Source organism: Streptomyces vastus, assembly GCF_039532825.1.
Classification (GTDB): domain Bacteria; phylum Actinomycetota; class Actinomycetes; order Streptomycetales; family Streptomycetaceae; genus Streptomyces; species Streptomyces vastus.
In genome coordinates this window covers 159,926-173,008 of the sequence record NZ_BAAASJ010000099.1, presented here as the reverse complement: position 1 = coordinate 173,008, position 13,083 = coordinate 159,926, and the positions used below count along the sequence as shown (strand labels likewise).

Below are 13,083 nucleotides of genomic sequence, written 5' to 3'. Positions count from 1 at the left end.
GTTGACCTGCGCTCGTTCCCTGCGGGACGCGCACGCGACACGCGCACACATCACACCGGAACCGGAGTCGACCCTACCGGTCACGGTCCGCCGCACAAGTCCCCAGTTCACTGCGCTCAAAACTGCGCGGGGCGAACATCAATTCCTTCAATTACCGCGAATGCCGGGTCAGTTGATAGGCATCCACCAGATCACGTCCCACATAGGAGTGCGTGGCCAGACCCGTCAGGTGCTGATCCGCATTGACGGCGACGGATACCGGAACCGCCTCGAACAGGTCCTTGTCCGACATCGAGTCGCCGTACGCAATACAGTCCGCACGCCCCAATCCGTACTCCGCGCAGAGTCGGTCCGCGATCTGCACCTTGGCGGCGGCGCTCAGAATCCCCGCCGGATCCACGGGCTCGGTGAACGGCACGGCAGGGAAGCGTGAACCGTAGGCCGCGTGCGCGCCCCATTCCGTCAACCGCTCCACGAAGAACGACGGCGAAAGCGATACGACGGCGCAGTAGTCGCCGCGCCCCCTGATCTCCGCCCAGACGTCTTCAATGCCGGACAGCCACGGAGCCCCCGCGAAGGTCGCCGCCACATGTGCCTCGGTGAGTTCCGTCCAGAGGGCATGCACATGTGACGCGTACTCCGGTGGGCTTATGCGCCCCGCGCCGATCGCCTTGTCGAGGGCCACTGTCTCGGCTTCCAGTCCGAGTTGCCGGGAGATCTCCACGGGTGCCGAGCTGCCATGCAGCAACGTCCCGTCCAGATCGAAGAGATGAAGTCTCGCCATGTACGCCGAGGCTAGTACGTGGGGTTACTCCCGCTGTCAGACGTCTTCGCTGTTCCGGCCCGGCACGGTGTTTCACGTGAAACTAAGCCGCCCCGCACGCCGGGCCACCCTCGTTGTCCATGTAGCCGCCTCCGCATGCTGGCTCGGGCTCACGCTCGGCCTGCTCGTGCTCGGGATCACTGCGACCACCACCGGTTCCGCAGAGACCGTGGAGGCTTCCGTCCGCGCTATGAAGCTTTTCGCCGACTGGCTCCTGCTTCCCCTGGCCTTCTTTACGTTCCTCAGCGGTCTGGTGCTGTCTCTGGGCACCCCGTGGGGCCTGACGAGGCACCGATGGGTCTACACGAAGTTCTGGCTGACTCTGGCCACGATGACCGCCACAGTCTTCGCACTGCGTCCCGGGGTCGACTCCGCGGTCGCCGCCGTCTCCGCGGGCGGACCCCTGCCCGACGTCAGCGAAGTCTTGGCTGGGCCGATCGTCTCACTGTCCGCGTATGTCTTCATGACGGTCATCTCGGTCCTCAAGCCCTGGGGACTGACTCGCCGTGGTCAAAATCTGCGCATAGCTGCCCGGAAATCGGTGGACGTCGAGCACGCCCGTCAGACAGCCTGACCAGCGTGCCGACTCCTTCCCTCGCCACCCTGCCCATCCGCCGTCTGACGCCTCGTGACCTCGCCGTCTGCGCCGACTTGTCCGAGAACCGGGGCTGGCCCCGTGAGGAGCACAAGTGGGGTCTGCTACTCGCGGCGGGCAGGGGTTATGGAATCGACGACCCGGACGGCGGTCTCGTCAGCGCCTGCGTCGTGACCTCGTACGGACCACAGGAGCGCCCCGATCTGGCCGCGATCGGTATGGTGCTGGTCGCCGAACGACACGCACGGCAAGGCGTCGGCCGCCGTCTGATGCAGCATGTCGTCGCGGCACTGGGCACAACCCCGCTGACCCTGCACGCGACGCCGTACGGCCGCCCTCTCTACGAGGGGTTGGGCTTCAAAACCACGGGCCGGGCAGAGATGGTCCGCGGGCATTTCACGCCCGGCGGTTCGGAGCCGGAGGCCCTCACTCGTGCCGCCACGGCCGAGGATCTTCCCGCGATCCTCCGGCTCGACCAGGAGGTCTTCGGCACCGACCGCACGCACATGATCACGCGACTACCGGCTTTCGCCGACCAACTGCGCGTCGCCGAGGAGGACGGGCGGATCACCGGGTACGCGGCCGCCTGGCCCAATATGGACAACCAAGTCGTGGGCCCGCTGATCGCCCAGAACACGGAGACTGCGAAGGAACTCATCGCCTCGCTGGCCGCCCATACCACCACCCACGCACTGCGCACCGATATCGACGTGCGGCACGAGGAACTGCTGACCTGGGTCAAGGCCCGTGGCCTCGCCTCTGCCGGCTTCAACGCGGTCATGACGTACGGCATTCCGGAACTCCCCGGGGACTGGACGCGCCGGTTCGCTCCGCTGACGGTGGCGGCGGGTTGAGACCTCTGCCGAAGGCTGCCCCGGCCGCGGATCAGTGGTGGCCGGCGGCCTGCTGTCCGGCGGGCTCCGCGGCAGCCACGACAGGGCTCGGGACGCGACACGGCGCTCCAGAGCGGCCGACACTATGGCGAGCAGGAGAGTCGCGGCGGCCAGAGCGGCGCCGACCCAGTGGGGGACGGTATAGCCCAGGCCGGCCGCGATGACGCGGCCTCCGAGCCAGGCGGAGAGGGCGTTGCCGAGGTTGAAGGCGCCGATGTTCACAGCCGAGGCCAGCGTGGGGGCGCCGTGTGCCTGGTCGAGGACCCGCTTCTGCAGCGGCGGGCACGGATGCGAAGTCGAGGGCTCCGATCAGCGCGATGGTCACAACGACCACGATCTTGTTGTGCGCGGTGAGCGTGAACATGGCCAGTACGACGGCGAGGGCGCCCATGGAGAACCCGCTGGTCCGGGTCGTGGAGACGGTGAACGTACCCACACCCGCGCCCGCCCAGGACGCGCCATCGCCAGACGAGCCCGCATAGGCTGCCGCCATGGGAGACCTAGAGATACGACCCGCCGTCGCGGACGACGTCCCGGTCATCGTCGCCATGCTCGCCGATGACCCGTTGGGCGCCCAGCGCGAGTCACCGGACGACCTGTCCCCGTACCTGGCCGCGCTGGACCGCCTGAACAGCGACCCGAACCAGCACTTTGTCGTCGCCGTACGCGAAGGCCGCGTCGTCGGCACCCTCCAACTCACGATCATTCCGGGCCTGTCCCGCAAGGGAGCAACCCGCTCGATCATCGAAGGCGTGCGCGTTCACGCCGATGAGCGCGGCAGCGGCCTGGGTTCCCGGCTCATCGGGTGGGCCGTCGAACAATCCCGGTGCGAGGGCTGCCAGTTGGTCCAGCTGACCTCCGACGCCACCCGCACGGACGCCCACCGGTTCTACGAACGGCTCGGGTTCGCGGCCTCCCACGTGGGTTTCAAGCTTCCTCTCTAAGACGGTGTATGCATCCCGCTGAGGCATCGTGTTTCACGTGAAACACGACGCCTCCCGTCGTGCGGAATGCTCCTGCCGAAAAGGGAGCCCTTGTCGCGCGGCGCTGCTCGTCCGACGCTACGGCCATCGAATGCCGCGCCACCCCTCCGGATCCACCCCGCCCGGCACCGGCGCCCCCTCGTCGTACGGCTGCCGCGTGAAGACGAACGACCCCAGGTCCAGATGACTCACCGACCCGTCGGGGCGCCGTACGGCCCGCAATAGCTCGCCCGCGTAGTAGCCGTCGAGTCCCGTCCATGTCCCATCGCCATTGGCCCGGAAGCTCGAGCGACGGCCACCGCCGGACAGGGGTCCTAGCGAGACGCCTCCCTCGGCGGTGAGACGCAGCGCGGAGGCCTGCGTGCCCCAGTACCAGGGCCCCGCCAACTCCAGTACGGATGCGTCGACTTCAGACAACGGCCGCCACGGCTCGGGGACCCGGGGTTCGGCCTCGGCGACGATGCGTACGAGGTCCGCGGCAACCGTCATCACCAGCGGGCCCGAGGTGCAGTTGGCGAGCACGACCGAGGCCATATCGTCCTCGATACTGATCACAAGACCGGCGAGGAAGCCTGGTAGGGACCCCGAATGCCCCACAAGGATCCGCCCTCCCTGGTGCTGAATCTGCATGCCGAGGCCATACGCCGTACCTGCCGCTACCTCCTCGGCCTCGGGCGGCGCCGCGGGCGTACGCATCTCCAGCACCGACCGCGCACTCAGCACCCGGCCGTCCCCCTCGGCCAGGAAGGCTGCGAAGCGCGCCAGATCGCCTGTGGTCGACCAGAGCTGACCGGCCGGCGCCATCCGGCCCAGATCCTCGGCGGGCTCCGGCAGCATCACATCCGCCCAGGGATGCACGGCCCAGCCGCCCGCGTGCGGTTCCTGTGGACGGCTGCTCGTACGGTGCAGCCCCAGAGGTTCGAGGACCTCACGCCGCAGAACTTCCTCCCAGGGAGCGCCCCTCAGCTCCTCGACCAACGCGCCCAGCAACGTATAACCGGGGTTCGAGTAGTGGTGCCGCCGCCCCACGGGGTGCCGGTACGGCTGTTCGCCCAGCACATCGGCGAGTTCCGGGCGCAGCAACCCCGGCGTGCGCTCCCACCAGGGCGCGGGCGACTCGGCCGCCAACCCGCCCGTGTGCGCGAGCAGTTCGGCGATCGTCGACTCCCCCACTCCGGTGTCCGGCAGATACTTCTCCAGCGGATCGCCGAGGTCCAGCACTCCCTCGTCCCGCAACCGAAGCACCAGCACCGCGGTGAACGTCTTGGTGATCGACCCGATCCGGTACTGCACGTTCTCGTCCGGCCCGTGCCCGTCCACTGAGGTACGCGCCCCGTGCCACACCGCCTCCCCGCCCCGTACGACCACCGCCACCATCGACGGCGCCCGTCCCTCGGCCTGAGCGGTGGCAATACGGTGCAGCAGGGCCCGGCGCGTACCGGGCAGCAGCTCTTCCTGAGATGTCGTCATAAGCCCAGTCCACCCGACCGGTCGCCCGGCGTCGAGCGCTGACAGGAGCACGGACGGGTCGAAAGCAAGCAGGGGCGGACACCAGGTCAAGCATGTCTGCCCTGGAGTGTAGGTTCTCAGCCGCTGTGTCATGTGGCGACGCGGTGACCTGGACGTTTTCAGGCTGTCTCACGTCGTGTCGCCTGCCTGCTGTCTCAGCCTCGTGTCATTTCCTCACGCGGGTGCCAACGGCCGCCGGCTCATCACTGCTGGTCCGTGCCGTCTGCCGTGTGGGGAAGCAGGGGAAACAGTCGGGTGATGAGGGCCACCGGCCGGGCGCCGTCGGGCCGGGCCAGGGGGCGTTGTTCGCGGTCCTGGTAGGGCGCGAGCGCCCGTCGGATCACGTTCGCGACCCGGCTCATCTCTTCAGGTGTCAGGTAGGCAACGGCGCTGAAGGCTTCGTCGTGGCGCCATTCGGACGGTGCTTCATCTCGCTGGGTCAGCCATCGCTGCCAGCTCTCGTCCTCCAGCCCACGGGCCAAGTCGCCGAACTGCTCCTCCGCCATGGGACCGTCGGCAGCGGGAGTGTGCTGCCTCAGACGCCAGGGCCGTGCGCGGCCCCCGCGGTGGGGGGCCTCTTCGATGTATCCGTGGCGTGCGAGCTGCCGTAGGTGGAACGAGCAGAGGCCAGAGCTGTAGCCCAGCCGGGAGGCGGCTTCCGTCGCCGTGACGGTGCCGACTTCGGCGAGCAGGTCCAGCAGGGCCGTACGGACTTCGTGCTCACGCAATTCTTCGCCGGCGCCGGCTGCCTGGTCGTCCGGGGTGTTGACGTCATCTTCAGTCACTTTGCAAAGTCTGCTACTTTGCAAAGAGCTTGGCAAGCAGTAGTCCTGCTGAAGGCATCAGCTGCGGTGACCTCCGCGGCATCTGTGGCGTGCGCAAAAGGGAGACATCCATGTCTGTTCGTCACGAGCGGTCGCGTTCCGTCGACCGACGAGTCCGTGTGCAAGGCCGCCCGGTGGACGCCTATCCAGCTCTGCCGCCAGAGGCGGGGCGGGGTTCGGTTCGCAGGGTCACGGTGGTGGGTGAGGAGGTACTGAGCCGTCCGTGCCGGGAGGTGACCGAGTTCGGGACTCCGGAGTTGTCGGCGTTAATCGACGACATGTTCCTGACCATGTATGTGGCCGACGGTGCTGGCCTGGCCGCCAACCAGGTTGGCGTTGACCTGCGCCTATTCGTGTACGACTGCCCGGACGACTATGGAATCCGGCATGTCGGTCACATCATCAACCCTGTTCTGGACCTGCCCGATCCGAGGAGTCGGCGACTCGTTGACGAATTCGAGGGCTGCCTGTCCGTGCCCGGTGCCGCCATGGCGGTTCCTCGCACCGATCGTGCCGTAGCTCGCGGGTTCGACAAGGACGGCAAGCCTCTCGTCATCGAGGGGATGGGTTACTTCGCCCGGTGTCTGCAGCATGAGACCGATCACCTCGTCGGCCACACGTATCTTGACCGGCTCTCCAAGCGGGACCGCAAGGATGCATTGCGGCAGATGGAAGACCGCCGTGAGGACGTCTTCGCGCAACGCGCGCTCAAGGCTGCCAGTTTGGGCCGGTGAGCCTCGGCAGTTCCGATGGAGGCAGAGCTGATCTGCCGCCCGGCCTCTGCTCGGCCAAATCGAGTAGTTCTCCAGGGCGAAGCCGCCGAAGGGCGCTCATGACCTCGTTCCCGAGACCGGTCAGGTTCACCGAGTGCTCGGGTTCGAAGGGCTCCAGCAGCGGCCCTCCGAGATCACTCTCCAAGCGGCGGATCTGGCGGGACAGAGTCTCCTCGGAACATCCGAGGAGACTCGCGGCGGAGCGGAGGGTGGGGTGCTCGATTGCCTGAGCGAATCTGAGAAGTCGCTCACATGCGTATGCGCTGGTCAGTGCTGGTCTGAGGATGGCCGGTGCTGACTCGGCGAGGTGGGTTGTGCGAAGCGCGGTGTCATGGCTTGCCCCTCCGGGGGGTCGCATGGGGATCTGGTGCAGTCGTGCCCATGTGCGCATGGTGGCCTTGCTGACGCCTCGTTCCCGGGCCAGGTCGGGCAGGGTTCGTCGCTGGACGACGTACTGCTCGTGCAGCCAGTCTCGGTCGACTATCTGGTGACGCGGCTGGCTTCCAGCAGGACGCAGGGTGATTCCGTACTCGGTTGCGAGAGCTGTGAGCGTGCCCCGGCTGAACCCCGTCAACTCGGAGATCTGATGGATCGAGAGTCGTTCGTGTTGGTAGAGGCGGGTGAACTCTGTGGCGGAGAGGGCTTGTCGAGCTGCGTGCTTGGAGGGGGCTGCGATGCGTGTCCGGGGTGCCGGATGCTCCTGGAGTACGTGCCGGACAGTGTCGTAGGTGGTTCCGAGTCTCGCCGCCACCGGTTCCAAAGAAGGCCGCCCGGCGCGGATCAGCCGATGCAGACTTCCGATGTTGATCTCTGCGGGGTCAGGGCCTGGCAGCGTCAGGCCGTGCAAGAGATCGAGGGGCGGCTCCCATGAGACCGGCTCGTTGTCGATGCCCTGCCTGGCGAGGAACATCCGGGCTGCATTGTCGAGTTCGTAGGCGAGTTCGGGGGTCTGACGGGCAGGGAAGCTCCCGAGCTCGACGCGGAAGTGGGTGTCACCGGGCGCGATGGGAGCGTCGGCTTCCACCGGGAGGCCGCTGATCCGCTGGAAGAGGACGCAGCGTGTGATGCGCCATTGTCGTTCACCACCTGTGGTGATCTTCAACCGTTGTCGGATGTCGAGCCATTGCTCGTGCGGCAGGAGATGCCGGTAGTTGAGGTTGCGACGGCGCTCGTAGTCGATCGGTGTGTTGTGGTCGTCCAGGTAGCCGGCCAGGCGATCGAGTGCTCTGTGGATGTCGGGCCAGCAGTGATCGTCCTGCAGGACTTGCAGGATCCGGGAGATGGTCGCCTTGTCGGTGGCCGAGCCGAGCTGGCCGGCGGCGTCATCCCGTTCTGATTTGCTGCCGATGATGAGGAGGGCACTCGACAGAGTCGGCTGCAGCGCGGTGTGGCTGACGCCGGAGGCGGGGGTGAGGCGGAGGGTCCAAGCCGGCCAGAACATGGTGGGCACTTTGTGCAGCCGCCGTGCCGTGAGCTGGCTTCCCGATGCGGGACGGGCGGGGAAATCGCTGATCGTCCGGTGTCGGAGTTGATGGCTGGGCCGCATGGACGGGCCGAGGGCCGCGAGATGGACGGCGTGCAGGAAGGGGCTGGAGTCCTTTCCCCAGTGGTAGATGTCGCTCGCGATAGCTGCCCGGTCTTCTCGTTCCATCGCCTGGAGGAGGTCACGCATGATGCTGCCCGCCTGCTGGATGTCCGGTTCGATCAGGGCTTTCAGGGCGGCTGTGATCGCAACGGCAGTGCTGGCCGCGGTGGGAGGTGCCATGAAGCCCGGTCGCTTGAGCGCCATGCGGCGGCCGCGGGGAACGGCCAGGTGCTCTTCGATCAGGTCCGCGGGGAGTACGGACGACAGTTTTCCGGGGTTGGCGGTGGCCAGAAGGCGGCTCGCGACCGTGCGGACGTCAGCCAGAGCAACGGCCACTGGTTGAGGTGATCTCGCATAGACGCCGAACCGGGCGACTCCGGAGGTGATGGCGTCCAGGATCAGGCTCTGCGCTCGCAGAGCGAAGTGCCCGGCAGGCAGCGTGAGCGTGGGGACGTCGGTGAGGTCGTGACCGCAGCGGGCTGGGCGGCGATCATCCGGTTCACGATTCCGCACTCTTCGGCAGCGTCCAGGGTGGGGGATCTCCGTGCGCTGATGGGGACGGTCTCGTTGTGTGTTGCCGCAGCAGGGACAGGTGTCGGCGAGGAGTCGCAGGTGATGGACGCAGGCGAAGGACCATCCGAGGCGCCAGGTCAGCTGCCACCGCCCGCCGGAGGAGGCAAGGCAGTCGGGGCAGAACCGTGATCCTGAGGCACGGCCCCATAGAACGTGGCGGTTGACGCGGGGCTGGTGCTCCCTCAAAAGGAGGGCCTTGCCGTGGAAATGGGCGAGCGTCATGCGGGTGATCTGCGCCGGCTCGACGCCTGTCGCGTGCGTGATGGCCGAGACCTCATGCGGCCGCAGCATGATCGTCCGGTCCGTTGGGCTGGGGCCCTGCGGGGCTTGCTGGACTGTGGGTGAAGGCAGACCGAGGGCTTCCAGGAGGTTCCCAAGCGGGCTGTGATGCCGGTGGGCCAGGGCTTCCAGCCAGGAGTCGAGGGCTTCTCCTGGAACGGGCTGCAGTCTGAGTGGCAGTGTCCTCGGTGCGGCTGTCATGCCGCTTTCCTGCGGCTGGGCCGAGGGCGGCTGGTCAAGCGTCCTGTCTGCAGGGCGGCTTCGAGCTCCTGGCGGGCGTTTTCGGAGGCCTCGTCGTTCTTCACTCCGGCGAGCAGATCGCGGCTGAGGCGTTCGGCGCCGCTGCGGACGGCCCGCTGACATCCGCGGTTGATCAGTGTCATGAGTGACCCGATGTGCCCGGTGCTGCGGGCGAAGAGGTCGTCGGACAGGTCATCGGCGAGCATGCCGGGGTACTTGTCCGCGAGAACAACGCGCTGTTCGAGGGCCAGCAGCATCTGCCGCCAGGCCCGCCGCCCCTTCTCGTTCTTGATGGTGAAGGGAGGCATGCCCAGCCGGGTGGTGCGACGGCCCGTCTGGGCCAAGGCCGCATCACTCTGCCTGTCTCCTTCGCTGAACAGGCCTTTCCCCGCGAGACCGACGCCGATCATCACCAGGGTCACGGGGAACTCGTTGGCGATCCACTTGAGGTGGTTGCTGACCTCGATGCCGTTCGTCTTGCCCCATTTCAAGAAGTGCAGATCATCAAGTACCAGGAGACGGACCTCGCAGGACAGAACGCAGTCCAGGGCCTGCTGGCCGAGCTGGGCGGTGGTTCCGCGGATGCGGCCGGGGTGCCCGAAGAACTCCACCAGGGCCCGGTTGAGGTCCTTCATGCCGGTGTTGCCGGTGAGTCCGACCCTGCAGACGGGCCAGCGTTCATGGCCGGCCGCGGTGAACTCTCCCTGCTCGGCGATCTCCCTGCAGTGGAACTCCCGAGCGAAAGCCAGCACCGAGGTGGTTTTCCCCAGACCGGGGAAGGCGTCGACGGCCACCGCTCCCTTGGCCTTGTCCCCGTCCTGCAGGTTGCTGTCGACGATGTCCCACAAGTCATCGTGCAGTTCGGCCAGTTGGGGTGTCTTGATCGGGCCGAGGTTCGCGTGCCAGTCACGCCGTCGACGGTCGTAATCGACTCTCGCCGGCTCGCTCAGGGCGTTCAGCTGAGGGCGGGTCAGCACCTCGGGCTGGTCGCGGCGGGCAGCCTCGGCGAACGCTTTGAAGTCTTCCTTCCGCGACAGGGCCAGGTTGCCCAGGTTCGGCAGACTGGCCGTACTCACACGTCCTCCAGGGCGTCCGCGTAGAAGTCGCTCTCCTGGGCGAGGTCTTCGAGGTCGGCCTCGTCGTCATCGCCCGTCTCAGCCACTGGCTCCTGGACGTCGGTCTCTGCCGGCCTGTCGTCCTGGCCCAGGGCTTCGCGTACGGACGGAAGAGAGACGACCGCCTCCTGCTCGGTGTCCGGGAGGTCGATGGCGGCCTGTTCGCGGGAGAGCCGCAGGGCCATGCGCCGCTCGGCAAGCGTGGTGCCCAGCCCAAGGTTCCAGCGTTCCAGCAGGTCGGCGACGGCAAGCCGGTCGTCGGGGTAGCGGTATTTCGTGGCGGCCAGTTGCCGGGCGAAGGCCAGCGCGTCCTCGCTCAGCGGCATCCGCGCCGACGGCGCGTGTTCCCACGTCAGCGTCTGCCAATGATGATCAAAGTCGCGGAAGTAGATGCGGGTGATGTCGTCAGGGTCGATCTGGAACGGCCAGCCGTTCTTCACCGGGCCGTCGTAGGGACTGCGGATGCCGGGATCAGGCAGGCCCGGGCCGCTGTAGCGGCGGCGGCCGATCTCAACACCGTAGTGCTGGATCGTGCGCCACTTCGTGGGCAGGAACTCGAAGGCGAGATCGCGGTCCCGGGGGACCTCGATGTATCCGGCGCGGGCCATGCCGTGTTCGAACATCTGGGCCGGGGACATCCGCAGCCCGGGCAGGCCTGGGTCGACCAGGCTGGAGTGCGGCCGACAGTGGTAGACCGTCGCGGTCCACTCCCGGATGATCTCCTCCAGCTCGTCGAGGAAGAAGAACGCCTCCCCTTCCGGGTCCTCGCCGCGAGAGTGGATGTCCGGGCCCTTGTAGCCGGGCAGGGCCTGCAGCAGGTCCTCCCGCAGGGTGCGGAAGAACCGCTCCACCGGCCCCTTGTCCCGACCGGTCCGCAACCGGGCAGGCTGGATCGAGATGCCCATGCGCCGACAGACGCTGCTGAGATGGTCCGAGACATAGACCTTGCCGTGGTCGACCACCAGCGTTTCCGGCGCGATCGGCGGCGATGCCAGGCCCACCCCCTCGACAGCGACGTCGACCAGCGCGGTGCGCGGAATGCCGTGCTCGGGCCAGACCGCCCCTCGCGGCCAGCTCTCGCTGAACGGCCGGGGACGGAAGGACTCGAAGAGCACCGACGCGACGTCCACGGCCTTCGTGGAGACCGGCGTCACCCTCACCCCGGTGATGCAGCGGGTGTACCAGTCCATACCGACACTCAGCTCAGCCTGCACCCACCGCAGTGTGAGCGGATCGAACGCGAACACGTCCAACCGAGTGGAGTCCATCAACAAGTACTCGCCCGGCCTCGTCGGCCGCAGCTTCCCGTAGGGGCCTTCCGGCCGGTCGGCGATGTCCCGGTTCCGCTTCGTGCTCAGCCGGAACAGAGGATGCCGACGCTCCAGATCCTCCAAGATCCGAAACGCCGTCGCCCGGCTCGGCTGCGGCACCACTTCCGGACCGAACCGCGCGATCACCCGGGCCCGCGTCCGCTCGATCACCATGGTCCGTGACGGCCGCGACTTATCGACGTGCTCGGCCATCACCTCCAGAGCGGTCTCCACCCATCGCCGGTCCGCCGACGCGGCCGGACCGTCGGCATGGCCCTTCCTGGGCGCCAGCCCGGCCTCGCCCTGGTCGCGAAACGCCGCGAGCCACCGCTCGATGGTACGGACGGTGACGCCGAGTTCAGCCGCCTTGGCCGTCTTCTTGGCTTCCATCGGCGCGGCCGGGGTGTACTCGTCCCGCGGCTCACCATCGACTACCAACTCCGGGCTGCCCGACCGGTAGCCCGTCAGCACTTCCCGCATGTGGCCGGCCCGCTCGGCCGTCAGCTCTCGCTCTTCGCCGTTGAGCTGGTCCAAGACCACCGAGGCGACCTCGTCGGCATCTGCTCCCGAAGGGCCAGGGCCATCGGGGAGTACACGTGCGCGGTCGGAGAAGAGCAACTCCTTCAGCGACAGGCGCTGGACGCGGCCGCGGCTGTCCTTCAGAACTACCTCGTTGCCCGCCGTCGTCGCAGCCAACTCGACCACCTCGACGGCCTCGCCGTCGTAGAGGAAGCGCGTTCCGACACCGACCCGCGTACCGGCCCCGCTCATGCCGGGCTCCCCAGCACCGTCGAGGGCCGCAGCGGGCGCGTGAGATCTATGCGCAGCTCGTGCCTCCACAGCAGGTGGTGGAGCGCGGCCCGCACCCGCGCCTCCGCGCGGCCGGGAACACGCCGGGCAGCTTCCCCCAGCGCGACACCGTCCAGGTTGGCGCGGCGAACCTCCTCAAGGAGCTCGGGGTTGAACAGCCAATCGCGGCGGTACCCAGCCAGGAAGCGGATGTTGTCCAACTCCGTCTCCGCCGGCTCGCCCCAGACCTCGTAGCGCCACCCGCGCGACTCCACCGCCCTCCGGGTCCACGCGAACGTGAAGGCCACCACCGGATTCGACAATCTCCGACGCGGCTTGACGTCCACGACGACCGGGCCGTCCTCGGTGATCAGGAGGTAGTCCGGGATGTGCTTGCGGACCGTACCCTCCACCACAGCATTCAACAGGAACGGCTGGGCCACGATGCCGCGTACCGAAGGGTCGAAGTCGGCGAACAAGAGCCGCGTGAGCTCCAGACGCGACTCGTAGATCACGTGATCCCGGACCGTCGCCGCCCAGTAGACGCCGGAGTAGTGCTTCTGGCCCTTGTACCAGCGGAAAGTCCGCCATGGGACGGCCGACTGGAGCGATACCGCCGCCACAGATCGCCAGGGCCGGTCCTCAACTCCACCGTCCTGCCTGCGGAAGCTGACCTCTGCCTCCATGCCCACCCCCAGGTCGGACTGCCGTCCACAGCACGGTGCCCCCGCCGACACGCCGACGGGGGCACACAGCCACGGCTTCACCCAGACGAGTGATGGTCACGACCTG

At 67.6% G+C, this 13,083-nt stretch carries 12 protein-coding genes and 1 pseudogene; 5 read left to right on the top strand and 8 right to left on the bottom strand.

The features are described 5' to 3' along the window. Positions 1–151: 151 nt before the first annotated feature. Entirely contained in the window at positions 152–784 is a 633-nt protein-coding gene (locus ABD357_RS32355; protein ID WP_344394578.1) for an HAD family hydrolase, read from the bottom strand. Positions 785–860: 76 nt separating this feature from the next. On the opposite strand from ABD357_RS32355, the gene ABD357_RS32350 reads away from it, so the two are divergent. Together ABD357_RS32350 and ABD357_RS32345 are read left to right on the top strand one after the other, a co-directional pair. Then, positions 861–1,397, top strand: a complete 537-nt coding sequence (locus ABD357_RS32350) for a DUF2269 family protein (protein WP_344394577.1) — start codon at positions 861–863, stop codon at positions 1,395–1,397. A 5-nt stretch (positions 1,398–1,402) separates the two neighbouring features. After that, entirely contained in the window at positions 1,403–2,272 is an 870-nt protein-coding gene (locus ABD357_RS32345; RefSeq protein WP_344394576.1) for a GNAT family N-acetyltransferase, read from the top strand. 31 nt (positions 2,273–2,303) lie between these two features. On the opposite strand, the pseudogene ABD357_RS32340 reads toward ABD357_RS32345, so the two are convergent. Further along, positions 2,304–2,705, bottom strand: a pseudogene (locus ABD357_RS32340) (MFS transporter); the annotation flags it as partial. Between ABD357_RS32340 and ABD357_RS32335 the strand changes: the two are divergent. Then, the gene (locus ABD357_RS32335) at positions 2,629–2,793 is read left to right on the top strand and encodes a hypothetical protein (RefSeq protein ID WP_344394720.1); all 165 of its coding nucleotides are present in this window, start codon (positions 2,629–2,631) and stop codon (positions 2,791–2,793) included. The pseudogene ABD357_RS32340 and the gene ABD357_RS32335 overlap by 77 nt on opposite strands. Before the next feature lie 9 nt (positions 2,794–2,802). Next, positions 2,803–3,255, top strand: coding sequence for a GNAT family N-acetyltransferase (locus ABD357_RS32330; RefSeq protein ID WP_344394575.1), 453 nt, complete (start codon positions 2,803–2,805; stop codon positions 3,253–3,255). Positions 3,256–3,372: 117 nt separating this feature from the next. On the opposite strand, the gene ABD357_RS32325 is transcribed toward ABD357_RS32330, so the two are convergent. After that, on the bottom strand, positions 3,373–4,764 hold the full coding sequence (locus ABD357_RS32325; RefSeq protein ID WP_344394574.1) for a serine hydrolase domain-containing protein: 1,392 nt from the start codon (positions 4,762–4,764) through the stop codon (positions 3,373–3,375). Positions 4,765–5,006: 242 nt separating this feature from the next. Then, positions 5,007–5,588: a winged helix-turn-helix domain-containing protein gene (locus ABD357_RS32320; RefSeq protein WP_344394573.1), complete on the bottom strand. Its 582-nt coding sequence runs from the start codon at positions 5,586–5,588 to the stop codon at positions 5,007–5,009. A gap of 110 nt (positions 5,589–5,698) precedes the next feature. Between ABD357_RS32320 and def the strand changes: the two genes are divergently transcribed. Further along, positions 5,699–6,361: a peptide deformylase gene (gene def, locus ABD357_RS32315; RefSeq protein ID WP_344394572.1), complete on the top strand. Its 663-nt coding sequence runs from the start codon at positions 5,699–5,701 to the stop codon at positions 6,359–6,361. Here the strand turns inward: def and ABD357_RS32310 are convergent. From ABD357_RS32310 to ABD357_RS32295, 4 genes are read right to left on the bottom strand one after another with little or no spacing between them, the layout of a single operon-like run. Further along, positions 6,336–9,038, bottom strand: coding sequence for a TniQ family protein (locus ABD357_RS32310; RefSeq protein WP_344394571.1), 2,703 nt, complete (start codon positions 9,036–9,038; stop codon positions 6,336–6,338). The genes def and ABD357_RS32310 overlap by 26 nt on opposite strands. Further along, on the bottom strand, positions 9,035–10,153 hold the full coding sequence (locus tag ABD357_RS32305) for an ATP-binding protein (RefSeq protein ID WP_344394570.1): 1,119 nt from the start codon (positions 10,151–10,153) through the stop codon (positions 9,035–9,037). Before ABD357_RS32305 ends, ABD357_RS32310 begins: the two co-directional genes overlap by 4 nt. Next, positions 10,150–12,273 carry a helix-turn-helix domain-containing protein gene (locus tag ABD357_RS32300; RefSeq protein WP_344394569.1) on the bottom strand — a complete coding sequence of 708 codons (2,124 nt, stop codon included), beginning with the start codon at positions 12,271–12,273 and terminating at the stop codon, positions 10,150–10,152. Before ABD357_RS32300 ends, ABD357_RS32305 begins: the two co-directional genes overlap by 4 nt. Beyond that, positions 12,270–12,977 carry a TnsA-like heteromeric transposase endonuclease subunit gene (locus tag ABD357_RS32295; protein ID WP_344394568.1) on the bottom strand — a complete coding sequence of 236 codons (708 nt, stop codon included), beginning with the start codon at positions 12,975–12,977 and terminating at the stop codon, positions 12,270–12,272. Before ABD357_RS32295 ends, ABD357_RS32300 begins: the two co-directional genes overlap by 4 nt. Between the last annotated feature and the right edge of the window lie 106 nt (positions 12,978–13,083).

Coding starts and splice junctions, on each gene's coding strand:
- ABD357_RS32355 (WP_344394578.1), bottom strand. CDS start 784: ATGGCGAGACTTCATCTCTTCGATCTGGACGGGACGTTGCTGCATGGC.
- ABD357_RS32300 (WP_344394569.1), bottom strand. CDS start 12,273: ATGAGCGGGGCCGGTACGCGGGTCGGTGTCGGAACGCGCTTCCTCTAC.
- ABD357_RS32330 (WP_344394575.1), top strand. CDS start 2,803: ATGGGAGACCTAGAGATACGACCCGCCGTCGCGGACGACGTCCCGGTC.
- ABD357_RS32335 (WP_344394720.1), top strand. CDS start 2,629: ATGGTCACAACGACCACGATCTTGTTGTGCGCGGTGAGCGTGAACATG.
- ABD357_RS32295 (WP_344394568.1), bottom strand. CDS start 12,977: ATGGAGGCAGAGGTCAGCTTCCGCAGGCAGGACGGTGGAGTTGAGGAC.
- def (WP_344394572.1), top strand. CDS start 5,699: ATGTCTGTTCGTCACGAGCGGTCGCGTTCCGTCGACCGACGAGTCCGT.
- ABD357_RS32310 (WP_344394571.1), bottom strand. CDS start 9,038: ATGACAGCCGCACCGAGGACACTGCCACTCAGACTGCAGCCCGTTCCA.
- ABD357_RS32325 (WP_344394574.1), bottom strand. CDS start 4,764: ATGACGACATCTCAGGAAGAGCTGCTGCCCGGTACGCGCCGGGCCCTG.